Genomic DNA, 26,308 nt, shown 5'->3' on the forward strand with positions numbered 1-26,308 from the left:
AAATTACGCGATCACGTAGGCAGGAATTTCTAGGCCGACCCGGCCGACCTAACTAATATAGCCGCGCCTTATCGCTTCAGCGACTGCCTGTACGCGGTTGACGGCGCCGAGTTTGCTTTTGGCGTTAAGGAGGTGTTTCTCCGACGTGTGTTCGGAGATGCCGAGGATTTGCGAAATCTCCCATTCGGACTTGCCGACGGCGGCCCATTGCAGGCATTCGCGTTCGCGCGGTGTCAGCTCTACGCTATCGATGGTCTTGCTGGCCTTCGTGTGAAGCTGCATGGCGCGGCCCACCGCATAGGTCGACACCAGCGACACCAGGCCGAACTCGGCGGCGGACAGTTCCACGGCCTCGCCACCCAGTGACACCATGACGATCTGGCCGTCGAGCGTGATGAGCGGGAAGGCCAGCCCGTCGCGCAGCTTGAACACGACGGCGTCGCCCATCACTTCGCCGCTGCTTCTGTCGATGCTAACGCCCTGGGCCGCTTCCCGCCACTGGAACGGCGCCTGCAACTGTTTCATGTGGCTGACGATCGGGTCGTGATCGACATAGTTGCGCGCCACGTAGCGCTCCAGCCATTCGACAGGCCAGTCGCAAAGCAGCACATGCTGCTTCTGCTGGCCGGTCGGGGTGCCCGGCTGCGGAACGGTGCCCGCCATCAGAGCGGTCAGGCCAAAATCTGATGTTATGCCCAACAGCCTCTCGCAAACCGCAGCCGCCGTTCCGGCATGCTGCAGGTGATCTATGTATTCCAGCGTGCGATCGAACTGACCCATCGCAACATCAAACCCCATGTTGCCTCGTTGAAATCGATGATCCGTGCCTTGTTGGCACTTCGCCACCGACCAGGGATTGCAAAGCGTTGCCTTGTGGTTGTGGTTCTCGACCCTGGTCCCCCACCAGGGCAGCCACCGCTGTTTGCAAACCTGCTAAAGCATATCCTGAAATCGACGCGTTGAAATCAAAAAGCATTGTGCCTGTACTATTTTCGTACCAGAACCGATGCGAACACAGGTGCGGTGGAAGTTTATCATGGCGTTCCAGCGGAGGTCTCTCGTCCTTGCGTCGATGCTGATCGCGTCGCTGGCGTTGGGTGAGCGCGCGCGCGCGGCCCAGCCGCAGGTGCCGGTGCTGTGGGATGCCAAGGAGCGGCTACCGAAACCGGATCTCTCCGCACTGCCGCGGCTGCGGTTCCTGACCACAACCGATTTCCCGCCCTTCAACTTCCTGGACGCCGCGGGAAAGCTGTCCGGTTTCCACATCGACCTGGCGCGCGCCATCTGCGCCGAGCTCGGCATCGTCGACAAATGTCAGATCCAGGCATTGCCGTGGGCCGAGCTCGAAGGAGCGCTTGAGAAAGGCGAAGGCGAAGCGATCATTGCCGGCATCGCCGCGACGCCGCAGTCACGCCAGACATACGCCTTCTCGCGCTCCTACCTGCAATTTCCGGCGCGCTTCATCATGCCGAAGGGCGAGGCGCTGACCGAGCCGCTGTTCGCCAAGCTGCGCGGCAAGCGTGTCGGCGTGATATCAGGCTCGGCGCATGAGCGCATGCTGCGCGATTATTTCAACACCGTTCAGGTTGTCACCTTCGACAGGCCGGAAGACCTCTACGCCAACCTCAAGGCCGGCAAGATCGATGCCGCCTTCGGCGATGGCATGCGTTTCGCCTTTTGGCTGGGCGGTTCGGATGCGGCCGGCTGCTGCCGCTTTGCCGGCGGACCTTATCTGGCGCCGGAATATCTGGGTTCGGGCATGGCCATCGCCGCCCGATCCGATGACCCGGCGCTGGCCGCCGCTCTCGACTACGCGCTGCAGGAGATTTCGCTGAAAGGCACGTTCGCCGAGTTCTACCTGCGCTATTTCCCGGTCAGTTTCTTCTGATCCGGTCCCGGTCAGCTTTTTCTGATCCGGTGCCGGTCAGTTTCTTCCGGTCGGGTTGAGTGTCGCCGCTCAGGTCAGCGTGCGCAGGCGCGCCTTGGCCGCACGCGCGATCGCCGCGACGGTCAGCGTGTCGAGATCGAGCTTGAGGCGAATGAGTTGGAGCACCCGCACCTCCTCCATCCGCATTTCGAGATCGACGGCCGCGACCTCGAAGGCGGCCGCATAGGCGGTGTCGCGCAGGCGCTCCGGCAGGGCCTCGGCCACGCTTGCCAGGACACCCTCCAGCCCGCCCTTTTCATGCAGCTTCTTCTGGCAGGCCTGGGCGACGCCAACCAGGCGGTCGTGGTCGAAATCCTCGAACACCGGCCATGAGCGGACGACCTCGCCGATCCGCGCCAGCTCGACATCCGTCATGTCGCGGTCGGAGGCGGAGGTGATGACCATCAGGTAGATCAGCGCTTCATGCGGGGTCGGCATTCAACAACTCCTCGATACGGGCTGCGAAGGTAGGAACGCGTTCCCTGCGCTGCAAGGAAAAAGCGCCGCGCTCGTTGACGCTCCGGTCAGGCGCGCATAGAGACCGGTTGAAAAATCCTCACTTGCGGCTTTGCCGGCGTCTAATTTGGAAAACAGTGACATGGCGGGATCAAACATCATCGATCTCAATCCCGAAGTGCTGACGGCGGCGGCCGAAAGCAAGGCGTGGCCGTTCGAGGAAGCCCGCAAGATCATTGAGCGCTACAAGGGCCGCGAACTCCCGCAAACGGTGCTGTTCGAAACCGGATATGGCCCGTCCGGCCTGCCGCATATCGGCACGTTCGGCGAGGTGGCGCGCACGTCGATGGTGCGGCATGCCTTCCGCGTCATCACGCAGGACAAGGTCGCTACCAAGCTGCTGTGCTTTTCCGACGACATGGACGGCATGCGCAAGATACCCGACAGTGTGCCGGATCGCGCGGCGCTGGAGCCGCACCTGCACAAGCCGCTGTCTTCGGTGCCCAACCCTTTCGGCGGCGATTATGCGAGTTTCGCCGACCACAACAACGCGATGCTCTGCCGCTTCCTCGACACGTTCGGCTTCGACTACGAGTTCGCCAGCGCGACGCAGTACTACAAGGCCGGCCGCTTCGACGCGATGCTGTTGCGCGCGGCCGAACGCTACGACCAGATCATGGCGGTGATGCTGCCGACGCTGGGAGAGGAGCGGCAGGCGACCTACAGCCCGTTCCTGCCGATCTCGCCGAAGAGCGGCCGCGTGCTCTACGTTCCCATGAAGCATGTCGATGCCAGGGCGGGCACCATCACCTTCGACGATGACGGTACCGAGACCACGCTGCCGGTTACCGGCGGCAAGGTGAAGCTGCAGTGGAAGCCCGATTTCGGAATGCGCTGGGCGGCCCTTGGCGTCGATTTCGAGATGTTCGGCAAGGACCATCAGACCAATGCGGTGGTCTATGACCGCATCTGCAACATCCTCGGCGGGCACGCGCCGGAGCATTTCGTCTACGAGCTGTTCCTGGACGAGAACGGCCAGAAGATCTCCAAATCCAAGGGCAATGGGCTGACCATCGACGAATGGCTGACTTACGCGCCGACGGAGAGCCTGGGACTCTATATGTACCAGCGGCCGCGACAGGCCAAGAAGCTCTATTTCGACGTCATCCCGCGGGCCGTGGACGAATATTACACCTTCCTTGCAGCCTATCGGAGGCAGGACTGGAAGGAACGGCTGGGCAACCCGGTCTGGCACATGCACGACGGCAATCCGCCCGCCATCGATATGCCCGTGCCGTTCTCGCTGCTGCTCAACTTGGTCAGCGCCTCCAATGCGCAGAACAAGGACGTGCTGTGGGGCTTCATCTCGCGCCATGTGCGGGGCGTGACGCCGGCGACCCACCCTGAGCTCGACAGGCTGACGGGTTATGCGATCCGCTATTTCGACGATTTCGTGAAGCCGACGAAGACCTTCCGCGCGCCCGACGACGTCGAGCGGGAGGCGCTGGAAGCGTTGGATCAGGCGCTTGGCGCCCTGCCGGCGGGCTCGGACGGCGAGGCGATCCAGAACGCCGCGCTCAACGTCGCCCGCAAGGTGGAACGCTATCAGGATCATTCCAAGAAGAGCCCCGAAGGTGGTCCGGGCGTTTCGGGCGCCTTCTTCCAGATGATCTACCAGGTGCTGATCGGGCAGGAGCGCGGACCGCGCTTCGGCTCGTTCGCGGCACTCTACGGCATCGCCGAGACGCGCGGGCTCATTCAGAAGGCTTTGGCTGGTCAGCTGACTTGAGAATGCCGCCGACCTCTTCCAGGATCGAGCCCGGCGCTTGCGGCGCCGGGGCGGGCGCGGCCGGCATCGAAGGCACGCCTGAAAGGCTTGGCGCCGATCCGAAAATGCCTTTCCTTTCGCTGCGCGCTTTTTCCCCGACTTCGACGTAAGGGCCGCCTTTGGCGGCGCGCGCCCAGCCGTTCTCGACCAGCCATCGGCCGACATCCTGCTTGCCGATCCGGCAGTCGGCGGCGATCAGGTCGCGGCCGCCTTCCGGCGGCACGGCGCAGACCACCGCCCGGCCGCGCAGGAAGGCGCGGAACGCCGTGCGCGCGCGGACGCCGCAGGGCCAGGATTTACCGGCCGAGGTGCAGGTCTCGTCCTGCCCGACAATGTCGACGCCGGAAACCGCGACAGAATAGCCCTTCGCCTCGATCAGTCCGGCGGCGGGCGCGACCGGCTGGAACAGCTTCGTCCCTTTCCAGTCGTCCGGCATTTTCGGCTTGGGCGGCATGGCCAGCGCCAGCTTGCTCAACGGCGCGCGCGGCTCCACCCGCTCCAGCTCCTTGCTGGGAAGCTCCGGCGGCGCCACGACTTGGGGATCGATCGCACGCGAGTGCGGGCTAGCGGCGGGGGGCGGCGGAGCGGCAATGGCCGATGTGGCCGGCTCCTCCGGCACACCGTCGGTGCCTGGCTGAGAGACCGTATCGGCGCTCGGATCGATCTGTTCCACCGCGACGGCAGCTTCGCCGCTCTTCAGCGCGCGGCCGCCGGCGACTACCAGCGCGGCCATTCCAGGGACCATCAGAACCGCAAGGACAAGATGAGGAAGCCGCACCAGCCCGCACCCTATTGGCTTGCCCAGACGATCCGCGCCACCCATTCAACCTCGCGCATGGGAATGTCGCGGTCCGGATGATCGGGATTGAGCGAAACCAGTGCGATCGACCTGGCGGTCTGGCGATCGAGCACCTTGGCCATCACCTCGCCGCCCGTCGTCTTGACGACGACGCGATCGCCCTTGCGGATGAGGGCTGCCGGCTCAACAATGAGCACGTCGCCATTGCGGTAGAGCGGCAGCATTGAATCGCCTTGCACCTGAAGCGCATAGGAACTCTCGGTCGATTGCGCCGGCAGTTCCACCAGATCCCAGCCTTGACCGGCCGGGAAGCCGGCATCGTCGAAAAACCCGCCGGCGCCGGCCTGGGCAAAGCCGAGCAGCGGAACGGCACGCCCGCGGGCGGGCATCGCGCCGTGGCCGGCCCGACCTTCTATCAGCCCGGTGAATTCGTCGAGCGAAGCGCCCGTCGCCTCGATGATCTTGGCCAGCGATTCGGTCGAGGGCCAGCGCGGCCTGCCGTCCGACGACAGTCGCTTCGACTTGTTGAAGGCAGTCGAATCAAGGCCGGCCCGCTTCGCCAGGCCGGAAGCCGAGAGCGAATACCGCTCGGCCAGAGCGTCGATGGCGGCCCAAACACGGTCATGCGAGAGCAATTCCGCTCTCCTTGCAAAAAGGAAAAAATGCCTTTCCTTTCTAGTCTTCGAATGAAGGTTTGTCCACCGGCTGTGGCATCGCATCACATCTTCCTGCTGGCCGCGCCAATTCCGGTTCCCGGGTCAACCGGTCCGCTTGGCCTGATCGCGCAGGTCTTGATGCGAGGCCATGAACGCCCGCTCGGCTTCGCTGGGCGGACGCGGCTGTGCGGAGCGGCCAAGCGCGGCGACGACCTCGTCAATGTCGAGAAAGCGCCGGGCGGCGCGGTCGTAGACGCCGGCCGTCGTCATGATCAATGCGGCGGTCTCGCCATTGTCGAGGACGAAACGGTGCTTGCCGATGACCTGGCTGCCTTCCCAGGTCTCGATCGAAGACACCACTTCGAAACGCCGCCACAGTTTGATCTCACGCACATAGGCCGATTGCAGCCCGCCGATCATCGGCGCCCAGCCATTCGTTCTCGCCAGCGTGATGAGGCCGGCGCGGATGAAGATATCGATGCGGCCAAGGTCCGCCAGCATCATGTAGCGGGCATTGTTGAGATGGCGATTGAAATCGATGTCCGTCGGCAGGCAGCGAAAGGCCAACCGGCTTTCGTCACCCATCTGGTAGGAGCCACGGCTGCCCGCCGTGGCCATCATACGCGCAAGGCGCCCCCAGACATACATTACGGCGCGGCGCGTCTTTTCGGACGCGCCAGGGACGCCGCGGCATCTTTGATTCCGACCACGCTCAGGCCGCCTGCTTCACGTCGCCCTTCGCGTAGGGGTCGAAGCGCTGGTAGAAAGTCTCGCCCTTCTCTGCCATGTCGAGCAGCAGCCTGGGCACCTTGAACTCGGCGCCGTATTTCTTCTGCAAGCCCTTTGCGATCTTGACGAACTGCCCGGCGCCGATGCCGTCGATGTAGGACAGCGCGCCGCCCGTATAGGGCGCGAAGCCGAAGGCCAGGATCGAGCCAACATCGGCCTCGCGCGGATCGGTGACGATGCCCTCCTCCATCACCCGAGCCGCTTCCAACGCGATGGTGACCAGCAGGCGCTGCTGCAATTCCTCGTAGTCGACCTTCTCCGGCTTGAGCTGCGGATAGAGCTCCTTAAGGCCCGGCCACAGCTTCTTCTTGGCCGGCTTGGCCGGATAGTCGTAGAAGCCCTTGCCGTTCTTGCGGCCGAAGCGGCCGTGGTCGTCGACCATGGTGTTGATCAGCGCCATCTGCTTCGGGTCGACCGCCTTCTCGCCGAGATCCCTGATGGTCTGCTTCATGATCTTCTGGGCAAGGTCGATGGCCGTCTCGTCGGTCAACGCCAGCGGGCCGACCGGCATGCCGGCGGCCTTGGCGGCGTTCTCGATCATCGGCGCCGGAACGCCCTCGATCAACATCTTGTAAGCTTCCGACATATAGCGCAGGACGCAACGGTTGACGTAGAAACCGCGCGTATCGTTGACGACGATCGGCGTTTTCTTGATGGCGCGCACGAAGTCGATCGCGGTGGCCAGCGCCTTGTCACCGGTCTTCTTGCCAAGGATGATTTCGACCAGCATCATCCTGTCGACCGGCGAGAAGAAATGGATGCCGATGAAATTCTTCGGCCGCGCCGAATTCTTGGCCAGGGCGGTGATCGGAATGGTCGAGGTGTTCGACGCGAAGACCGCCGACGACTTCAGCGCCGCTTCCGCCTGTTCGGTGGCGCTTTTCTTCACCGCGGAATCCTCGAACACCGCCTCGACCACGAGATCGCAGCCGGCAAGGTCGGCATAGTCCGATGTCGGCGTGATCAGCGACAGGAGCCTGTCCTTGTCCTCGGGCTTGGCACGCCCCTTCTTCACCTGATCCGAGATCAGGCCATCCGAATGGGCCTTGCCCTTCTCGGCGGACTCCATGTCGCGGTCGAGCAGCACCACCGGAATGCCGGCTTTGGCCGTGACATAGGCGATACCGGCGCCCATGAAGCCGGCGCCGAGAATACCGATCTTCTTGAACCTGGTTTCCGGCACGCCGGCCGGGCGGCGCGCGCCCTTGTTGAGTTCCTGCAACGATACGAACAGCGAGCGGATCATCGCCGCCGCTTCCTTGGTCTGCATGATCTCCGTGAAATAGCGCTGTTCGATCCTGAGGGCGGTGTCGAACGGCACCAGCAGGCCCTCATAGACGCATTTCAGGATCGCCGCGGCGGCCGGATAATTGCCATAGGTCTCGCGGCGCAGGATGGCGATGGCCGGCGGCCACAGATTAGCGCCCGCCGCCGAATAGACCGGGCCGCCGGGCAGCTTGAATCCCTTCTCGTCCCACGGCGCTACCGGCTTGAGGCCGTTCCTGATCATGGCCTTCGCAGTCTCGACCAGCTTGGCCGGCTCGGCGACCTCGTGGATCAGGCCCATCGCCTTCGCCTTCTGCGGCGACAGGTTCTGGCCGGAGGTCAGCATTTGCAGCGCCTGCTGCTGGTCGGTGAGACGCGGCACCCGCTGGGTGCCGCCGGCGCCCGGGAAAATACCGATCTTCACCTCGGGGAGCGCCATCTTCACCTTGTCGGAATCGGCGGCGACGCGGCCATGGCAGGCCAGCGACATTTCGAATGCACCGCCCATGCAGGTGCCGTTGATTGCCGAAACCCACGGCTTGCCCGACGTCTCCAGCTTCCGGAACAGGCCGGTCATGGTGCCGGCGTTTTCGAACAGCGCCCTGGTGGCCTTTTCGAGATCCTTGCCCTTTTCAACCGCGAAGGTCGTCAGCATCTTCTGGAGCATGGTGATGTCGGCGCCGCCTGAGAACGTATCCTTGCCGGAGGTGATGACCGCGCCCTTGATGGCGGCGTCGCCCGCCACCTTGTCGACAATGGCGTTCAGCTCGCGCATCACCTCCTCGGTGAAGACGTTCATCGAGCGGTCCGGCATGTTCCATGTGACCAGTGCAATGCCGTCGGCGTCGGTGTCGAGGGTGAAATTGGTGTAGCTCATCGTTTCTCTCCCCGTCAGACGCGTTCGATGATGGTTGCGGTGCCCATGCCGGCGCCGATGCACAGCGTCACCAGCGCGGTGTTCAAATCGCGGCGCTCGAGCTCGTCCAGCACGGTGCCGAAGATCATCGCGCCGGTGGCGCCCAGCGGATGGCCCATGGCGATGGCGCCGCCATTGACGTTGATCCTGTCGTGCTCGATATCGAAGGCCTGCATGTAGCGCAGCACCACGGAGGCGAAGGCCTCGTTGAGCTCGAACAGATCGATGTCCGACAGCTTCATCTTGGCGCGCTTCAACAGCTTCTCGGTGACGTCAACGGGGCCGGTCAACATCAGCACCGGCTCGGAGCCGATGTTGGCGAAGGCGCGGATGCGGGCGCGCGGTTTCAGGCCCATGGCCTTGCCGGCCCGCTTCGAGCCCAGCAGCACGGCCGCCGCGCCGTCGACGATGCCCGACGAATTGCCGGCATGGTGGACGTGATTGACCTCCTCCACTTCCGGATGCTTCTGCACCGCCACGGCGTCGAAGCCGCCCATTTCGCCGGGCATGACGAAGGAGGGATTGAGCGAGGCCAGCGACTGCATGTCGGTCGATGGGCGCATATGCTCGTCATGGTCGAGGATGGTGAGACCATTCTGGTCCTTGATCGGGATCACCGAATTCCTGAAGCGGCCATCGGCCCAGGATTTTGCCGCGCGCTTCTGGCTCTCGACGGCGTAGGCGTCTACATCGTCCCGGCTGAAGCCGTATTTTGTGGCGATCAGGTCGGCCGAAATACCTTGCGGCACGAACCAGCCGGGCAGGCCGACCGAAGGGTCCATGAACCACGCGCCACCCGAGGCGCCCATGCCGACGCGCGACATCGATTCGACACCGCCGGCAATGACGATCTCATCGGCGCCCTGGGCTATCTTGGCGGCGCCGAAATTGATGGCGTCGAGGCCGGAGGCGCAGAAGCGCGAGATCTGCATGCCGGGCGCCGAGGTCGCGTAGCCGGCCTCGAAGGCCGCGGCGCGCGGAATGACCGACCCCGCCTCGCCGACCGGGTCGACACAACCGAAGATGATGTCGTCGACAGTTGCAGTGTCGAGCCCGTTGCGGTCGCGCAGCGCCTCCAGCGTCCTGGCGGCGAGCCGCACTGCCGGCACTTCGTGCAGCGAGCCATCCTTCTTGCCCCTGCCGCGCGGCGTGCGAACGGCGTCATAGACGTAAGCTTCGGCCATTTTCCTGCTCCTTGGGTTTGCCGACCGATGCTCAGAGCGAGCGGCCGATCAGCAATTTCATGATCTCGTTGGTGCCGCCATAGATGCGCTGGACGCGGGCGTCGCGGAACATGCGGGCGATCGGATATTCATTCATGTAGCCATAGCCGCCATGCAATTGAAGGCATTCGTCGACGACTTTGCCCTGCAGGTCGGAAAGCCAGTACTTGGCCATCGACGCCGTCACCGGATCGAGACCGCCATCGATGTGGCGCGCCACGCAATCATTGTAGAAGACGCGGCCGATCGTGGCCTCGGTCTTCAGTTCGGCCAGCTTGAACTGGGTGTTCTGGAAATCGATGACCGCCTTGCCGAACGCCTTGCGCTCCTTGACGTATTCGATGGTCAGCGCCAGCGCGCGCTCGACCATGGCAATCGCGCCTGTGCCGATCTGCAAACGCTCCTGCGGCAATTGCTGCATGAGCTGGATGAAGCCTTGTCCCTCCTCGTGGCCGAGCAGGTTGGAGGTCGGCACACGCGCATCGTTGAAGAACAGCTCCGATGTGTCATTGGCCTTCAAGCCGATCTTGTCGAGGTTGCGGCCGCGCTCGAAGCCGTCGACCTCGTCGGTCTCGACGACGATCAGCGAAGTCCCCTTGGCGCCCTTGTCCGGATCGGTCTTGGTGACGACGATGATGAAATTGGCGAGCTGGCCATTGGTGATGAAAGTCTTGGAGCCATTGATCTTGTATTGGTTGCCGTCCCTCTCGGCCCGCGTCTTGACGCCTTGCAGGTCGGAGCCGGCGCCGGGCTCCGTCATGGCGATGGCGCCGATCAGTTCGCCGGTGGCGAGCTTCGGCAGCCATTTCTTCTTTTGCTCCTCCGAGCCGTAGTGGAGGATGTAGGGGGCGACGATCGAATTGTGCAGACCGATGCCGAAGCCGTCGACGCCGACATGGCCGATGGCCTCGATGATGGCGCTCTCATGGGCGAAGGTGCCGCCCGATCCGCCATATTCCTCCGGCATTGAGGCGCAGAGCAGGCCGGCGGCACCGGCCTTCAGCCAGCTCTCGCGGTCGACCATTTCGTTCTTCTCGAACTCGTCGTAACGCGGCGCGATCTCTTCGGACATGAAGCGGTGCGCCATGTCGTAGAGCATGCCGACCTCGTCCGCCGCCCAGGCGGGCTTCGGCAGGCCAAGGATTTCGGCTGGGTTGGTCATGCGATGATCTTCCTCCCAAGGTCTGCCATCGAAATTGAGATCCGCGCACTGTCGCGGCGCCCCCTCCCGGCCCCTCTGGACCGCCCTCCCCTCAAAGGGAGAGGGACCATTTCTAGAACGCTTCCGCCGGCAGTGCCATCAACGTATCGGCGCCACTGGAGATGCGGGCGAGACGCGTCGCGGTTTCCGGCATGATCCGCTCCATGAAGAAGCGCGCCGTCACCAGCTTGTTGTCGTAGAAGGACGACGCGCCGTTGGCGCCCGGCTTGCCTTGGGCGGCCCTGGCCATCTGCGCCCACATATAGCCGAGCGCCACGAGGCCGAAGAGATGCATGTAGTCGGTCGAGGCGGCGCCGGCATTGTCGGGCTTGGCCATGCCGTTCTGCAGCAGCCACATGGTCGCCGTCTGAAGATCGTTGAGGCTCTTCTTCAATGCCTTGGTGAAGGGGGCCATCTTCTCGTCGGCGCGGTTCTCTTCGCAGAATTCGCCGACTTCCTTGAAGAACAACTGCACCGCGCGGCCGCCGTTCAGACCCAGCTTGCGGCCGACGAGGTCGAGCGCCTGGATGCCGTTGGCGCCTTCATAGATCATGGCGATGCGGGCATCGCGCACGAACTGGCTCATGCCGTGCTCTTCGATATAGCCATGGCCGCCGAACACCTGCTGCGCCATCACGGCGTGATCGAAGCCCTTGTCGGTGAGCACGCCCTTCACCACCGGCGTCATCAGCCCTGTGTAGTCGTCGGCCGCCTGGCGGTCCTTGTCGTCGGCGGAGCGATGGGCGATGTCCGACTTGATCGCCGTCCACAGCGCCAGCGCGCGGCCGGCCTCGTTGAAGGCTCTCATGGTCATCAGGCTGCGGCGGATGTCGGGATGGACGATGATAGGATCGGCCTTCTTGTCCGGCGCCTTCGGCCCCGACAGCGAGCGGCCCTGCAAGCGGTCCTTGGCGTAGGCGACGGCGTTCTGGTAGGCAATCTCGGACAGCGAAAGCCCCTGCAGGCCGACGCCGAGCCGCGCCTCGTTCATCATCGTGAACATCGCCTTGAGACCGCCATTGGCCTCGCCCAGCAGCGTGCCTTGCGCCTCGTCATAATTCATGACGCAGGTCGAATTGCCGTGGATGCCCATCTTTTCCTCGATCGAACCGCAGGAGACGGTGTTCCTCTCATCGGGATTGCCAGAAGCATCGAGCTTGAGCTTCGGCACGATGAACAGCGAGATGCCCTTCACCCCTTCGGGCGCCCCCTCGATGCGGGCCAGCACCAGGTGGACGATGTTGTCCGCCATGTCGTGCTCGCCGGCCGAGATGAATATCTTCTGGCCCGAGATCTTGTAAGTGCCGTCGCCATTCGGCACGGCCTTGGTGCGCAGCAGGCCCAGATCGGTACCGCAATGCGGCTCGGTCAGGTTCATGGTGCCGGTCCAGGCGCCCTCGACCATCTTCGGCAGCCATTTGGCTTTCTGCTCGTCGGTGCCATGGGTGATGATCGCCGCGATCGCGCCCTGCGTCAGGCCCGGATACATCATCAGCGACATATTGGCCGACACCATATACTCGGCCACGGCGGTATGCACGGCATAGGGCAGGCCCTGGCCGCCGAACTCGACGGGCGCCGCCAGCCCCATCCAGCCGCCCTCGCGATACTGATCGAAGGCTTCCTTGAAGCCCCTCGGCGTCGTCACCGAGCCATCGTCATGGCGCACACAGCCTTCCATGTCGCCGACACGGTTGAGCGGATGCATTACGTTTTCCGCGAGCTTGGCGCCCTCGGCGAGGATCGCCTCCAGCACGTCGGGCGTTGCATCAGAAAAGCCGGGGAGATTGGAATAGCGCTGGTAGCCCAGCACCTCGTTGAGCACGAACAGCGTATCCTGCACCGGCGCCCTGTAGATCGGCATGCTCTTCTCCACCCTGCGGACCTGATCCGAAACCCCCGAATTCATGTCAGGCGGCATGCGGACCCGTGTTCAGCGGGAGATAACAAAAATTGACGTTTGCGTAAACGTCAATTCAGCCGATGCGACAAAATTTCTCCTGCACCGCAGCAAACCGCACGCGATGCAGTACATGTGTTGGAACCCTTAATGACAAAAGCCGCGTGGCGCTCGCCACACGGCTTTTTTCGATCATGGATGTTGCGCCGCAAGGCGGCGGCCCAAATCAGCCGGCGACGCTCGCCTGCGGCGCCGAGCGCTCGACCAGCATCTGCCGGACGGCAGCCATGGAGGTGCTCAATTCGCTGATGGCGTCATCGATGAGCGTGCGCTGCTTCTGGAGGCGGGCAAGCTGCTTCTCCGACTTGTCCAATGCCAGCCGCAACTGCTTGGTGTTGGAGCCGGTGGGATCGTAGAGATCCATCATCTGCTTGACGTCGCGCAACGAGAACCCGACCTTGCGGCCGAGCAGGATCAGTTTCAGCCGAACCCTGTCGCGGCGCGTGTAGAGGCGGGTTGAACCGTCGCGCTGCGGGTTGAGCAGGCCCTTGTCTTCGTAGAAACGCAGCGTGCGCAGCGTCACGCCATATTTCTTGGCCATTTCGCCGATGCGGACGAGGTCCTCGCCCGAGTCAACGGATATAGTGTTGGTATTGGCCGCGGTCTCGCCGGCCGAGATAAGCTTCATGGTCACTGGCTTTCCCCGTCTGCGGCGTCGCGGTCCTGGACCAAGCGACGCCTGACTGAAAGCGGGGGCGTGCTTCCAGCCGTGGTTTCGACAAACAAATCGCAAACAGCACGCTTGATGCGCCTTTTACGTTTACGTCAATTCTATACCGATAGCCCTCTCATGACGCAAGGGCGTTGTGCGGGCGGCGCTTTATGCCGCAGCGGCCGGTTCACCGTGAACTTCGTCGCAACTTCTTAAGCTTGGTTAACGCGTTGTTTACCACGTTGGGCGAATTGTGCGCATGTCGGCTACCCGTGTTTATCCTGTATCGATTTTTTCACGGTTTTTCGGAGCGCGGGTGAACCCCGGGAAGCTTGTCTTCCACCGTGGTGCGGTCGCCTTCGTTCCGGCGAGGATTTGGGGAGCTGGTCGCAAACCGGCCAATCTGAAAGACGGACGCACCGATGAACAGCAAGCGGTCCTACCTCGACACACTCAACGCCGGCAGGCAGCGCAGGCCTCAGACCACGCTCGAGCAGTTGAACCGCTCGCTGGAGACGCTGGAACAGCGGCTGGAGAGGACGCGCGAGGATACGATGGCACGTCCCGATCCCCGCCAATATGGCGCCGAACCGCGCTATCCCGCAGCACAGCCTTCGGCTCAGCCGCGCTGGTACCAGGATCCGCAGCCCGCGCCGCATCCGCAGGCCCCGATGCCGGCGCCGGCCGTCGGCCAGAACTACCAGAACCTTGCCCGCGATATCGACCGCATCCGCGGCCAGGAAGACAGCGTTGCCATGGTCGGCAAGATCGCCGGCGAGCTGCGCGGCATGCGCGAGGAATTGCGCCACCAGATGACTGCCGGGCTGCAGAGCGAATTCGAGGCGCTGCGCAAGGACATCGACCGCGCACTGCTGGCAAACGCCAAGTCAGGCGCTTCGGGCAAGGGCAGCGCCGAACTTGGCCTCGAATTCGAGCGGCTTTCCGGCGCCATCAAGACGCTGTCGGAAAAAAGCGACGACAGAAGCGTCAACATGCTGCGGCTCGAACTCGAACAGGTCAAAGCCGCGCTCGACACGCTGGCGCGCGAGGAGAGCGTGCAGAAGGTCGACCGCCGCTGGGACGATTTCGATCGTCGCTGGACAGCCTTCGAGGACCGCGTCGACGCCGACCAGCGCAACCGCTCACCGGACCCCGCCATTTCGGGCCTGACCGATCGGCTGGAGCAGATCAGCAACGCCGTCAACAACCTGCCGGAATCGCTATCCCTGCGCTCGCTGGAGGAAAAGGTCCGCACGCTGGCCAGCGCCGTGGATCATTTCGCCAGCCAGCAGGACAATCGCGGCGGCAGCACGCTGGCCATGATCGACGAGCGGCTGGACGAGATCTCCCGCGCCATCGTCGCCTCGACCGTCGCGGCACAGGCCAATACGCTCGACCATGAAGCCTTCGAGCGCATCGAGAAACGGATCGATTCGCTCGCCCGGCAGATCGAGGAAGTGGCGCAGGACCACCCCGGCAACGCCGTCGTCGACCGGCTGAACACGCTGTCTAGCCGGGTCGACGAACTCGCCGGCCGCGCCGCCCTGCCCGAGCAGGCAATGGAACGGCTGGCCAAGCAGATCGCGCTCATCGCCGACAAGATCGACCAGGCGCCGGCCATGCCAGACGCCGACTATATCTTCCACGGGCTGGAGCAACGCTTCGACGTGCTGTCGTCGATGATGGAACGGCGCCAGGGCGACGCCATCGAACAGGGCAACATGTTGTTCCGCGATCTTGAGCGCCGACTGGACGAGGTTGCCGACCGGCTCGACCGGCGCATGCCGCAAGTCGACGGCGCCGGCATCATGGAAGCCATCGATGCCCGCTTCACGGCGCTCGCCAAGCGCATGGAAACACGCATTCCCGACCCCGCCGGCGAAGCCGCGATCCGTGGCCTGGAAAGCCGGCTCGAAGACATTTCGAGCCGCCTGGACTCGTCCGCCGCGCAAGTCGCCGGCATCGATCCGGCGCTGATCCGCAGCCTGGAGGCGCAAGTCGCCAGCCTGTCCGCCCACCTGTCCAGGCCCAGCGCACCGCTGCCGGAGTTCGAGGACATCAGCCCACGCCTCAATGAAATCGAGAAGGCGCTGGCGGGGACGCGCGACTCCATCCTTGGCGCGGCGCGCGAGGCGGCCGAGAACGCGGTGCGCTCGCTGGCCGGCTCGGGCGCCGACACGTCGGCGGTTTCCGGCCTTGCCCAGGACCTGAAGACGCTCGAGACGCTGACACGCCGTTCCGACGAGCGTAACTCGAGAACGTTCGAGGCCATCCACGACACGCTGCTCAAGATCGTCGACAGGCTGGGTTCGCTGGAGCCAGGCGAACCGTCCGAGGCGATGAGCGAGCTCCTGGATGCACGCCCGGACGAAGCGATCGGCAAGCGCCGTGCGCGAGCCGGCAAGATGGCCGTGGACGCTCCGTCGATGGATATCGACGAGCCCATGCCGCTGACAGGGAACATGGCCGATCTCGACGGCCGCGCCGCCGCGATCATGCGCAGCCAGCCCGCTTCGCCACGCGGGCCGGGTGCGCGCTCGCCCGCGGAGGCGGCGGCCGCCGCCGCCATGGCCGCGCTTGGTTCCGATCCGATCGCCGGGAAGGGCGAGCCGACCGGCCGCCGCAAATCGATGCTGGGCGGCTTGGCGCGCGCCTTCAAGGGCAAGAAGGAAGCAGACGTTCCGCCGCTGGCGGGCTCGGTGCCGGGCCCGGAAATCCCGAGCGTCGATCTCGACGAGCCGCTCGACCCGAAAATGGCCAACCGGCCACTGGAGCCCGGCTCCGGCGCGCCCGACCTCAACGCCATCATGAAGCGCGTGCGCGACGAGCGCGGGCAACCGGCAAAGCTCAGCGACAGCGATGCCGCGAAATCGGACTTCATCGCGGCTGCCCGCCGCGCGGCGCAGGCCGCCGCCGCCGAGGCCGACGCCTTGAAGCGCCAGTCGACGATGAAGGGACCGGTGAAGGCGCTCAGGATCGGCGACCTGCTCAAGGCGCGGCGCAAGCCGATTTTGATGGCGGCCGCCGCGATCATGCTGGCGCTTGCCGGCCTGCAGCTTGGCAAGGCGTTCCTCGCCGATCCCGCCCAGGTGGCAAGCAATGACGCGCCGGCCGTTGCCTCGCAGCCGCTGCAAACCGCATCCGTCGACGCCGCGAGCCCGCCCAAGCCGGAAACCCAGTTGGCGGCGGCGAACAGCGAACCGGCCCGTGAGGTCAGGCAGGCCGAGCCCTCCGCTCCGGCGGTCAAGGACGACATGGTGGCGCAGACCGCGCTCGCCATGCCGTCGGACGGCGATGGGCCGACGAACGCCGGCCCGACGGCGGAGCGGGCTCCGACGGCGATGGCTCCCGTCATGCCTGCCGGCGCGGGTGCGGCAGGCTCCGACGCGATGGCTTCGGCAGAACCCATTTCCGCCGGTCCCGTCGCAGCGGCTCCTTCTTCTCCGGCACCTTCCGCTGCTGCCGGCGGAACGCAAACGACGGATGCGGACAGCGGTATCCAACCGACAGTGGCTGCACCGGCCATGGCCAATGACAGCACCGGCGCCGTCGTGCCCGCCGGCGCTCCCGCGGCCCCGGCCAAATTCGACATTCCCGCCGATGCAGGCCCGGTCGCCCTGCGCGACGCCGCAGCCACCGGCGACGCCAAGGCGCTGTTCGAGATCGGCTCGCGCTATTCCGAGGCGCGCGGCGTCAAGGAAGACATGGCGGCCGCGGCCAAATGGTATGAAAAGTCCGCGGAACTCGGCTTCGCTCCGGCCGAGTACCGCATCGGCAATTTCTACGAGAAGGGCATCGGCGTCCCGCGCGACATCAAGAAGTCGAAGACCTGGTACCAGCTCGCCGCCGAGCAGGGCAACGCCAGCGCAATGCACAATCTGGCAGTGCTGTTCGCCATGGCCGCGGACGGCGTGACCGACAATGAATCGGCCGCGCACTGGTTCCAGGAGGCCGCGGATCTCGGCGTGAAGGACAGCCAGTTCAATCTCGGCATCCTCGCCGCCAAGGGCGTCGGCATGAAGCAGAATCTGGAGGAATCCTACAAATGGTTCGCGCTCGTCGCCAAGACCGGCGACAAGGACGCTGCCGCCAAGCGCGACGAGATCGCCAACGCGCTACGGCCCGAGCAACTCGAGCGCGCCCGCGCCGCCACCGAATTGTGGAAGGCCAAGCCGCTCGATCAGGCTGCCAATTCGGCCGACATTCCCGAATCCTGGCAAGACGGCACGCCGCAGACGACGGCCAGCATCGATATGAAGAAGGCGGTCAAGAACATCCAGCTCATCCTCAACAAGAACGGCTACGACGCCGGCGGCGCCGACGGCGTGATGGGCGCGAAGACCAAGAACGCGATCGTCGCGTTCCAGACTGACAACAAGCTGCCCGCGACTGGTGCGGTCGACGAAAAGCTGGTCAAGGCGTTGCTGGCGCGCAAATAGCGGCAGGAGCGTCGTATCCGCGACGCCCCTGCCACACATTTGCCTGTTAACTGCTTGAGATGTTTTTTGTTTCGGCGCGGCGGCGGGGTTTGACCCGGCCGCCGCTTCGGCGCAAGGAAAAATTGGCTTTTCGGTGCGATACTATCCGCAACGGCGGTATTCGCCGACTGGCAAACTGATCGAGACCGACGGGTGGGCATCTATCTCCCGATTGCGGAAATTTCCGTCAACGTCTTCGTGCTGCTGGCCATGGGCGCTGCGGTGGGCTTTCTGTCGGGCATGTTCGGTGTCGGCGGCGGTTTTCTCATCACGCCGCTCCTGATCTTCTACAACATCCCACCGGCAATCGCGGTGGCGACCGGCGCCAACCAGGTCATCGCCTCATCCTTCTCCGGCGCGCTGTCGCATATGAAGCGCGGCACGCTCGACTTCAAGCTCGGCGGGGTGCTGCTTGCCGGCGGCATCGTCGGTTCCACCGGCGGCATCTACGTCTTCGCTTTCCTGCGCAGGCTGGGACAGCTCGACCTGTTCATCTCGCTGCTCTATGTCGTGCTTCTGGGCACCGTCGGCGGGCTGATGCTGGTCGAAAGCATCAATGCGCTGCGCGCCACGCGCAGCGGCGCGGCACCGGTGCTGAAGAAATCCGGCCAGCACAACTGGATCCACCGCCTGCCGCTGAAGATGCGATTCAGGGCCTCGAAGCTGTTTGTCAGCGTCATCCCCGTGCTTGGGCTGGGCGCGGCCATCGGCTTCCTGTCGTCTATCATGGGTGTCGGCGGCGGCTTCATCATGGTGCCGGCTCTGATCTATCTCCTGAAAGTGCCGACCAACGTCGTCATCGGCACCTCGCTGTTCCAGATCATCTTTACCTCGGCCTACACCACTCTGGTCCACGCCACCACCAATCAGACGGTCGACGTGATGCTGGCCTTTCTTTTGATGGCCGGTGGTGTCGCCGGCGCGCAATATGGCGCCAAGGCCGGCCAGCGGCTGCGCGGCGAGCAGTTGAGAGCGCTGCTGGCGATGCTGGTGCTGGCGGTGGCGATAAGGCTTGCCATCGACCTCTTCGTCACGCCGCCCAATCTTTATTCGCTGTCCGGCGCGGGCTTCAACTGATGAATGGCCTGAAAGCGCTCGCAACCGCGGCTCTTCTGTCATTGATCGCCGCCGCACCCGCGAAGGCGCAGACGCCGCCGACCGAAAGCGTCCAGATCGGCCTTTCCACCGACAAAGTCTCGATCACTGCCGGCTTTTCCGGCGCCGATCTGACCATTTTCGGCTCGCTGGAAAATCCCGATCCGCTGGTGGCGCGCCAAGGCCGCTACGATATCATCGTCGTGCTCGAAGGCCCACCCAAGCCGGTGGTGGTGCGCCGCAAGGACCGGGTGCTCGGCGTCTGGGTCAACCTGGAATCCGAGACCTTCGAAAACGTGCCGGTGTCCTATTCGGTGGCGACGACGCGGCCGTTGCAGGACATCACCGAGCCGAACAGCTACAGGCAATTGTCGCTCGGCGCCTCCAATCTCTACATGCAGCCGGCCGATGCCGGCGACAGCCCGGCCACGATCGAGGAATTCACCGCGGCGTTGCGCGAACGCAAGGCCGCAACCGGCCTCTACAGCGAGAATGTCGGCGGCGTGCAGTTCCTGTCACAGAACCTGTTCCGCGCCACGGTGCGGCTGGCGCCGAACGTTCCGGTCGGCACCCACAAGGCGCGCGCGTTCCTGTTCAAGAGCGGCTTGTTCATCAAGGAGAGCTCGGCCCAGCTCGAGATCCGCAAATCCGGTTTCGAACAGTCGATCTTCCGTGTCGCCCACGACTATTCCTTCCTCTACGGCGTCTTCGCCATATCGCTGGCCATGGTGACGGGCTGGCTCGGAAGGTTGATCTTCCGCAAGGACTAAAGCGGCTACAAAGGGGTTTTCCTTTCCCGGATCATGCTATAGACCGCCACCTCCCGGCCCGCCGGGCAACACGCACAATTCAATTCGGCAGAGCGGTCCGATCACCCCGGACGACAGAGAGCGCACGCTTCACAGACGGCGCCGAACCGCTGCCTTAGCAGAGATGACAGGAGGCTGCGATGCGACCAGCATTCGCCGGCATCGATTTTGGCACTTCCAACTCCACCGTCGGCGTGGTCAGGAGCGGCCAGCCGCACCTCGTCGCGCTGGAAGGCGGCGAGGTCACGCTGCCAAGCGCCGTGTTCTTCAACTTCGAGGACAACCGTACCTGTTTTGGCCGCCACGCAATCGCCAATTACACCGACAGCGTCGAAGGTCGGCTGATGCGCTCGCTGAAGAGCGTGCTCGGCAGCGCGCTCGCGCAGGAAAAGACGCGCATCAAGGTGCGATCGATCGGCTTCATGGAGATCGTCGGCCTGTTCCTCGGCCATCTGCGAAAAAGACTGGAGGACGATGCCGGCAGCGCCGTCGAGAGCGTGGTACTCGGCCGGCCGGTGCAGTTCGTCGACGACCACGCCGAGGCCGATGCCAGGGCACAAAGCGAGCTCGAAGGAGCCGCCCGCGCCCAGGGCTTCAAGCATATCGCCTTCCAGTTCGAACCGATCGCGGCGGCCCTCGACTACGAGCAGAAGGTGACGCGCGAGGAACTGGCGCTGATCATCGACATGGGTGGCGGCACGTCGGACTTCTCGATCGTAAGGGTCTCGCCGCAGCGTGCCCGCTCGCTTGACCGCAAGGACGATATCCTGGCCAGCCGCGGCATCCATATCGGCGGCACCGACTTCGACCGATTGCTCAGCATCGCGCATGTGATGCCGGAACTCGGCTACCTCAGCCCGACCAAGGACGGCAAGCGCAACCTGCCGGCCAGCTACTTCATCGATCTTGCCACATGGCAACGCATCAACCTGGTCTACACGGCCAAGGCGATGACGCATCTGCGTCAGATCCGCTACGAGGCCGAGCGCGCCGATCTCGTCGACCGCTTCATCCATATCGTCGAGCACCGGTACGGGCACGCGCTGGCCGCTCTTGTCGAAAGGGCCAAGATCGAGCTGACCGACAAGGTCTCGGCCGATGTCGAGGTGAGGCTGCCGGAAGTCCAGTTCGCCGCCGAGATCACCCGAAAGGCGCTGGACGCCACGATCGCCAAGGACATCGAGCGCGTTGCCGCCACGGTCGGCCAGACCATCGGCGACGCCGGAGTCAAGTCGTCCGACATCACCGCCGTGTTCCTGACCGGAGGATCCACCGCGATCCCGCTGGCGAGACAAAAAATCCTGTCGCTGGTGCCTCAGGCTTCGGTCATCGAGGGCGACATGTTCGGCTCGGTCGGACTTGGCCTTGCGCTGGACGCGCAGCGAAAGTTCGGCTGATACCCGGACAATTCACGAACGCGCGGACGCCTTCTCGTCGGCCCCCAAATGCGCCTTGAGCGCCATCTGGGCCAAGCTTGCCTGGCGGTCGCGATGTGTAATCATGGCGAAGTCGCGTTTCGGCAGTTCGAGCGGCACGGACCGCAGGCTGCCTTCGGCGACGGCGCGTCCGACGACGAGCTCCGAAATGATGGTGGCGCCGGCACCGGCCTCGACCGCCTGGCGAACCGCCTCGTTGCTCGGCAGCACCAGAAATATCTGCAGGTCGTCAAGCGAAATCCCTTCGCGGCGCGCCAGATCCTCCAGCACCTCCCGCGTGCCGGAACCGCCCTCGCGGATGATCCAGCGCAGCCCTTTTATGTCGGGGCGGCCCGGCGCGATTTCGGCGATCTCGGGATGAGAACCGGCAACCACCAGCATCAACCGGTCGATATCGACCTTGGCGCGGCGCAATATGTCGGACTCGGTGCGCCCCTCGACCAAGCCGAGATCGGCGGTTCCATCCAGCACGCTGGCTTCGACCTGCCTGGTGTTGCCTATGCTGACGCTCAGCCTGACCGCAGGATAGGCTTCGTGGAAGGACGCCAGCCGGCGCGGCAGCCAATAGCTGGCGATCGTCAGGCTGGCGGCGATGGAGAGGCTGCCGGCAACCGTCTGCGAGACATGTTCCAGCACATTGCGTGCGGCGGCGGCTCGTTCCAGTACGGCCTTGGCTTCTGGCAGGAACCGGTGACCGGTCTGGGCAAGCTCGATGTTGCGGCCGACGCGGTTGAACAGATGGACGCCGTGCTGCTCCTCAAGCGCGCGGATGGCGGCCGACGCGGCCGATTGGGAGATGCCCAGCAGCTCCGCCGCCTTGGTCATGTGGCCGCGCTCGGCGACGGCGACAAATATCCGCAACTGGTCAAGTGTCATAAGGCATTAAGAACCAATATCGATCGAATTTACAAGAACAACTGATTAGACGGGTTGATAGGCTTATTCTAAGTTTTCAATCGAAGTTAGAAAAAATTCGCTACCGATTGACAGAGAATGAAATGATCGGGCGGTTCAAGTCCCTGTTCGCGCACTGGACCCGCGGCCTGCGGCGGCGGCTGGCCGGCGATCGCTATCATCCGGAAGAGCATTACATGCGCGGTCCCGGGCCGAAAACCAGGGCCAAAGCCGCGAACCGCAGAAGCGCTCGGGGATCATGACCCAAGGATCTCTGCGCGGCGCGAATTCCGCCCCGTCCCAACGCCCGCTCGCCGACACGAACGCACCCGACGAGAACGATGGCGTCGACACCTCGCCCGCCATCTCCGACCGCATCGCCAAGACCACATGCTATATGTGCGCCTGCCGCTGCGGCATCGACGTGCACATCAAGGACGGCAAGGTCCGCTACATCAACGGCAACAAGGATCATCCGGTCAATCGCGGCGTGATCTGCGGTAAGGGCAGCTCCGGCATCATGCAGCATTACAGCCCTGCCCGGCTGAAAAAGCCGCTGCTGCGCACCGGCTCGCGCGGCTCGGGAGAATTCCGCGAGATCGAGTGGGAAGAAGCGCTGACGATCGCCGCGGAGCGGCTTTCGTCCATCCGCCGCAGCGACCCGAAGAAACTCGCCTTCTTTACCGGCCGCGACCAATCGCAATCCCTGACCGGCTGGTGGGCAAGCCAGTTCGGCACGCCGAACTTCGCCGCGCATGGCGGTTTCTGTTCGGTGAACATGGCCGCAGGCGGGCTTTATACGATCGGCGGCTCGTTCTGGGAGTTCGGCGAACCCGACTGGGACAATACCCGGTATTTCATGCTTTTCGGCGTCGCCGAGGACCATGATTCCAACCCGATCAAGATCGGCCTCGGCAAGCTGAAGGCGCGCGGCGCCAAGGTGGTGTCGATCAACCCATGTCGCACTGGCTACAACGCCATCGCCGACGACTGGATCGGCATCCGGCCGGGCACCGACGGCCTGTTCGTGTTCGCCCTCATCCACGAGCTCTTGAAGGCAGGCCGCGTCGATCTCGACTATCTCCTGCGCTACACCAACGCCCATGTGCTCGTCATCCAGGATCCGGGTGCGGCCAATGACGGGCTGTTTGTCCGCGACAGCGCCGGCAACCTGCTCGCCTGGGACAGGGTGGCGAAGGTGCCTGTCCGCGCCACCGACGCCAGCGCCAAACCGGCATTGACCGGCAGCTTCACCGTCGACGGTCGTCGCTGCGTTCCGGTGTTCCAGCTGATCGCCGATCGATACCTCAATGAGAGTTATTCGCCCGATGCGGTCGCGGAGCGCTGCGGCATTGCCGCCGATACGATCCGCAGGATCGCCGCCGAGCTCGCTCATGTCGCCTTTGAGCAGACGATCGAACTGCCGGTGGCGTGGACCGACTGGGCCGGCCGCCGCCACGAGACGATTACGGGACGGCCTGTGTCGATGCACGCGATGCGCGGCATCTCAGCCCATTCCAACGGTTTTCATTCTTGCCGAGCCATTCATCTTCTGCAGGTGCTGCTCGGAACGGTGGACGTCCCGGGCGGCTTCCGCTTCAAACCGCCTTATCCGCGTTGCGCGCCGCCAGGACCGAAGCCTGCCGGCAAGAACGTCCGGCCGATGACGCCACTGGACGGCATTCCGCTCGGCTTCGTCTGCGGGCCTGACGACCTTCTGGTCGATGAGGCAGGGGTGCCGATCCGCATAGACAAGGCCTATTCCTGGGAGGCGCCGCTCGCTGCGCACGGCTTGATGCACACCGTCATCCGTAACGCCTGGGCCGGCGATCCATACAAGATCGACACACTGATGATGTACATGTCGAACATGGCCTGGAATTCCTCGATGAACACCGTCGAGACGATTCGTATGCTGACCGACCGCGACGAGGCGGGCAATTACAAGATCCCTTTCATCATCTATTCCGACGCCTATTATTCCGAGACCGTGCCGTTCGCTGACCTCGTGCTGCCCGACACAACCTATCTCGAACGGCACGACTGCATCAGCCTGCTCGACCGGCCGATCAGCCATGCCGACGGACCGGGCGATGCTATACGCCATCCCGTGGTCAAGCCGGACCGGGACGTGCGCCCGTTCCAATCGGTGCTGATCGAGCTCGGCGCGCGCCTCGGCCTGCCGGGTTTCGTCAGAGAAGACGGGGCGGCCAAATATGCCGACTATGCCGACTACATCGTCAATCACGAGCGCACGCCCGGTATCGGCCCGCTTGCCGGCTGGCGCGGCAAGGACGGCAATTCGACCGGCAAGGGCGAGCCAAACCCGGACCAGTTGCAGCGCTACATCGACAATGGCGGCTTCTGGCACCGCGATTTCGCTGAGGACCAGCGCTACTACAAGATGGCCAACCGGTCCTATCTCGATTTCGCGGTGCAGATGGGCTTCATCCCGAAGGCCGAACCAGTCGTCTTCCAGCTCTATTCCGAACCCTTGCAGCGCTTTCGTCTTGCCGCGCGCGGCCATGGTCGGGCCGTGCCGCCCGAGAGCGAACGCCAGCGCATCGAGACCTACATGGACCCGCTACCCTTCTGGTACGTGCCGTTCGAGGAAGCGGCCGTCGACCAGCAGAAATATCCGTTGCATGCGCTGACGCAGCGGCCGATGCACATGTACCATTCCTGGGGTTCGCAGAATGCGTGGCTGAGGCAGATCACCAGCCAAAACCGGCTGTTCGTGCATGAGAGGACCGCCGCAGGTCTCGGCCTTGCCGACGACGACTGGGTGTGGATCGAAAGCATCAATGGCAAGGTCAAGGGACAGATCAAGCTGGTCGAGGGCGTGAACGAAAGCACGGTCTGGACCTGGAACGCCATCGGCAAAAGGCGCGGCAGCTGGGGGCTGAAGGACGATGCCGCCGAGAGCAATCGCGGCTTCCTGCTCAACCACATCATCGGCGACCAGACCACGGCAGACACCAACGGCAGGCGGTATTCGAATTCCGATCCGGTGACCGGCCAGGCGGCATGGTTCGATCTCAAGGTGGGCATCGTCAAATGCGCGGCGGAGGAAGCCGGTTTCACCGAGCCGCAATTCGAGCGTTTCCACCAGCCGCCGCAATTCCAGCCATCGCCGGACACACTTCGCTTTGGCGCCGAATTCCGCATGAACAGGGAAGCCGCCAAATGACCTGCGTCCCCGCCCACACGGGCAAAAAACTAGGCCTGGTCATAGACCTCGACACCTGCGTCGGTTGTCAGGCCTGCGTCACCGCCTGCAAGGAATGGAACACCGGCGGCCACATGGCGCCGCTGACCGACATCGACCCCTATGGCGGCCATGTCGACGGCGTCTGGTTCAATCGCGTGCACAGCTACGAGCACACCACCGCGATGGGCGGCCGCACGGTGAACTTCCCGCGCTCGTGCCTGCATTGCGAGACGCCGGCCTGCGTCACTGTGTGTCCGACCGGCGCCTCCTACAAACGAGCCTCGGACGGCATCGTGCTGGTCGATGAGGACAAGTGCATCGGCTGCAAGCTATGCAGTTGGGCCTGCCCCTATGGCGCGCGCGAATTCGACACCGATGTCGGCGTGATGAAGAAATGCACGCTCTGCGTCGACCGCATCTACAATGACAATCTGGCCGAGGAGGACCGCGTGCCGGCCTGCGTCGCGGCCTGTCCGACCAGCGCACGGCATTTCGGCGATCTCGGCGACCCCGCCTCGGCGGTGTCGCAACTGGTTGAGGAGCGTGGCGGCGTCGACCTGATGCCGGAACTCGGCTACCGCCCGACCAACAAATACCTGCCGCCGCGCGCGCATACCGAACGCGCCGCAAAGATTTCTGCGCCAACCCTGGAGCCGGTGAGGGCCGAGGGTGGGTTCCTCGGCTGGGTCGACCGCATGCTCTCGAACTAAAC

At 64.1% G+C, this 26,308-nt stretch carries 19 protein-coding genes; 8 read left to right on the top strand and 11 right to left on the bottom strand.

The features are described 5' to 3' along the window. Window positions 1-48: 48 nt before the first annotated feature. Window positions 49-780: a LuxR family transcriptional regulator gene (locus FJ946_RS13730; protein ID WP_140564989.1), complete on the bottom strand. Its 732-nt coding sequence runs from the start codon at window positions 778-780 to the stop codon at window positions 49-51. Between the two features lie 256 nt (window positions 781-1,036). Between FJ946_RS13730 and FJ946_RS13735 the strand changes: the two genes are divergently transcribed. Then, complete coding sequence (locus tag FJ946_RS13735; protein WP_140564814.1) at window positions 1,037-1,888, top strand: transporter substrate-binding domain-containing protein; 852 nt, start codon at window positions 1,037-1,039, stop codon at window positions 1,886-1,888. A 69-nt stretch (window positions 1,889-1,957) separates the two neighbouring features. Here FJ946_RS13735 and FJ946_RS13740 read toward each other — a convergent pair whose 3' ends face one another. Then, on the bottom strand, window positions 1,958-2,365 hold the full coding sequence (locus tag FJ946_RS13740) for a tellurite resistance TerB family protein (RefSeq protein ID WP_140496659.1): 408 nt from the start codon (window positions 2,363-2,365) through the stop codon (window positions 1,958-1,960). 160 nt (window positions 2,366-2,525) lie between these two features. Between FJ946_RS13740 and FJ946_RS13745 the strand changes: the two genes are divergently transcribed. After that, window positions 2,526-4,172, top strand: coding sequence for a lysine--tRNA ligase (locus FJ946_RS13745; RefSeq protein WP_140513241.1), 1,647 nt, complete (start codon window positions 2,526-2,528; stop codon window positions 4,170-4,172). Here FJ946_RS13745 and FJ946_RS13750 read toward each other — a convergent pair. The 8 genes from FJ946_RS13750 to FJ946_RS13785 all read right to left on the bottom strand — a co-directional run bounded on the left by FJ946_RS13750 (window position 4,138) and on the right by FJ946_RS13785 (window position 13,649). Then, on the bottom strand, window positions 4,138-4,989 hold the full coding sequence (locus FJ946_RS13750; RefSeq protein WP_348640501.1) for a thermonuclease family protein: 852 nt from the start codon (window positions 4,987-4,989) through the stop codon (window positions 4,138-4,140). The two genes, FJ946_RS13745 and FJ946_RS13750, sit on opposite strands and share 35 nt — an antisense overlap. A gap of 11 nt (window positions 4,990-5,000) precedes the next feature. After that, window positions 5,001-5,645: a helix-turn-helix transcriptional regulator gene (locus FJ946_RS13755; protein ID WP_140496665.1), complete on the bottom strand. Its 645-nt coding sequence runs from the start codon at window positions 5,643-5,645 to the stop codon at window positions 5,001-5,003. 123 nt (window positions 5,646-5,768) lie between these two features. Beyond that, complete coding sequence (locus FJ946_RS13760; protein ID WP_140564818.1) at window positions 5,769-6,314, bottom strand: thioesterase family protein; 546 nt, start codon at window positions 6,312-6,314, stop codon at window positions 5,769-5,771. A 64-nt stretch (window positions 6,315-6,378) separates the two neighbouring features. Further along, entirely contained in the window at window positions 6,379-8,598 is a 2,220-nt protein-coding gene (locus FJ946_RS13765) for a 3-hydroxyacyl-CoA dehydrogenase NAD-binding domain-containing protein (protein ID WP_140564819.1), read from the bottom strand. Window positions 8,599-8,612: 14 nt separating this feature from the next. After that, window positions 8,613-9,821, bottom strand: a complete 1,209-nt coding sequence (locus FJ946_RS13770; protein WP_140557624.1) for an acetyl-CoA C-acetyltransferase — start codon at window positions 9,819-9,821, stop codon at window positions 8,613-8,615. A 31-nt stretch (window positions 9,822-9,852) separates the two neighbouring features. Next, window positions 9,853-11,022 (bottom strand): acyl-CoA dehydrogenase family protein, encoded by a 1,170-nt coding sequence (locus tag FJ946_RS13775; RefSeq protein ID WP_140496673.1) that lies wholly within the window; start codon window positions 11,020-11,022, stop codon window positions 9,853-9,855. A gap of 112 nt (window positions 11,023-11,134) precedes the next feature. Then, entirely contained in the window at window positions 11,135-12,925 is a 1,791-nt protein-coding gene (locus tag FJ946_RS13780; protein WP_140564821.1) for an acyl-CoA dehydrogenase, read from the bottom strand. A gap of 262 nt (window positions 12,926-13,187) precedes the next feature. Continuing rightward, the gene (locus FJ946_RS13785; RefSeq protein WP_140497287.1) at window positions 13,188-13,649 is read right to left on the bottom strand and encodes a MerR family DNA-binding transcriptional regulator; all 462 of its coding nucleotides are present in this window, start codon (window positions 13,647-13,649) and stop codon (window positions 13,188-13,190) included. A gap of 446 nt (window positions 13,650-14,095) precedes the next feature. Between FJ946_RS13785 and FJ946_RS13790 the strand changes: the two genes are divergently transcribed. From FJ946_RS13790 to FJ946_RS13805, 4 genes are all read left to right on the top strand, one after another. After that, the gene (locus FJ946_RS13790; RefSeq protein ID WP_140564823.1) at window positions 14,096-18,112 is read left to right on the top strand and encodes a peptidoglycan-binding protein; all 4,017 of its coding nucleotides are present in this window, start codon (window positions 14,096-14,098) and stop codon (window positions 18,110-18,112) included. A gap of 192 nt (window positions 18,113-18,304) precedes the next feature. Next, window positions 18,305-19,228, top strand: a complete 924-nt coding sequence (locus FJ946_RS13795) for a sulfite exporter TauE/SafE family protein (protein ID WP_140496679.1) — start codon at window positions 18,305-18,307, stop codon at window positions 19,226-19,228. Then, window positions 19,228-20,016 carry a TIGR02186 family protein gene (locus FJ946_RS13800; protein ID WP_140523928.1) on the top strand — a complete coding sequence of 263 codons (789 nt, stop codon included), beginning with the start codon at window positions 19,228-19,230 and terminating at the stop codon, window positions 20,014-20,016. Before FJ946_RS13795 ends, FJ946_RS13800 begins: the two co-directional genes overlap by 1 nt. Window positions 20,017-20,195: 179 nt before the next feature. Then, window positions 20,196-21,452: an Hsp70 family protein gene (locus tag FJ946_RS13805; protein ID WP_140564825.1), complete on the top strand. Its 1,257-nt coding sequence runs from the start codon at window positions 20,196-20,198 to the stop codon at window positions 21,450-21,452. Between the two features lie 12 nt (window positions 21,453-21,464). Here FJ946_RS13805 and FJ946_RS13810 read toward each other — a convergent pair whose 3' ends face one another. Further along, the gene (locus FJ946_RS13810; RefSeq protein ID WP_140496685.1) at window positions 21,465-22,367 is read right to left on the bottom strand and encodes a LysR family transcriptional regulator; all 903 of its coding nucleotides are present in this window, start codon (window positions 22,365-22,367) and stop codon (window positions 21,465-21,467) included. A 277-nt stretch (window positions 22,368-22,644) separates the two neighbouring features. Here FJ946_RS13810 and FJ946_RS13815 point away from each other — a divergent pair, with 277 nt between their 5' ends. Both FJ946_RS13815 and FJ946_RS13820 read left to right on the top strand, forming a co-directional pair. Then, window positions 22,645-25,575 carry a molybdopterin oxidoreductase family protein gene (locus FJ946_RS13815; RefSeq protein ID WP_140564827.1) on the top strand — a complete coding sequence of 977 codons (2,931 nt, stop codon included), beginning with the start codon at window positions 22,645-22,647 and terminating at the stop codon, window positions 25,573-25,575. After that, on the top strand, window positions 25,572-26,306 hold the full coding sequence (locus tag FJ946_RS13820) for a 4Fe-4S dicluster domain-containing protein (protein ID WP_140496689.1): 735 nt from the start codon (window positions 25,572-25,574) through the stop codon (window positions 26,304-26,306). The genes FJ946_RS13815 and FJ946_RS13820 overlap by 4 nt, the downstream gene beginning before the upstream one ends. Window positions 26,307-26,308 lie beyond the last annotated feature (2 nt).

It is taken from the genome of Mesorhizobium sp. B2-4-7 (genome assembly GCF_006442685.1).
Taxonomy (GTDB): Bacteria; Pseudomonadota; Alphaproteobacteria; order Rhizobiales; family Rhizobiaceae; genus Mesorhizobium.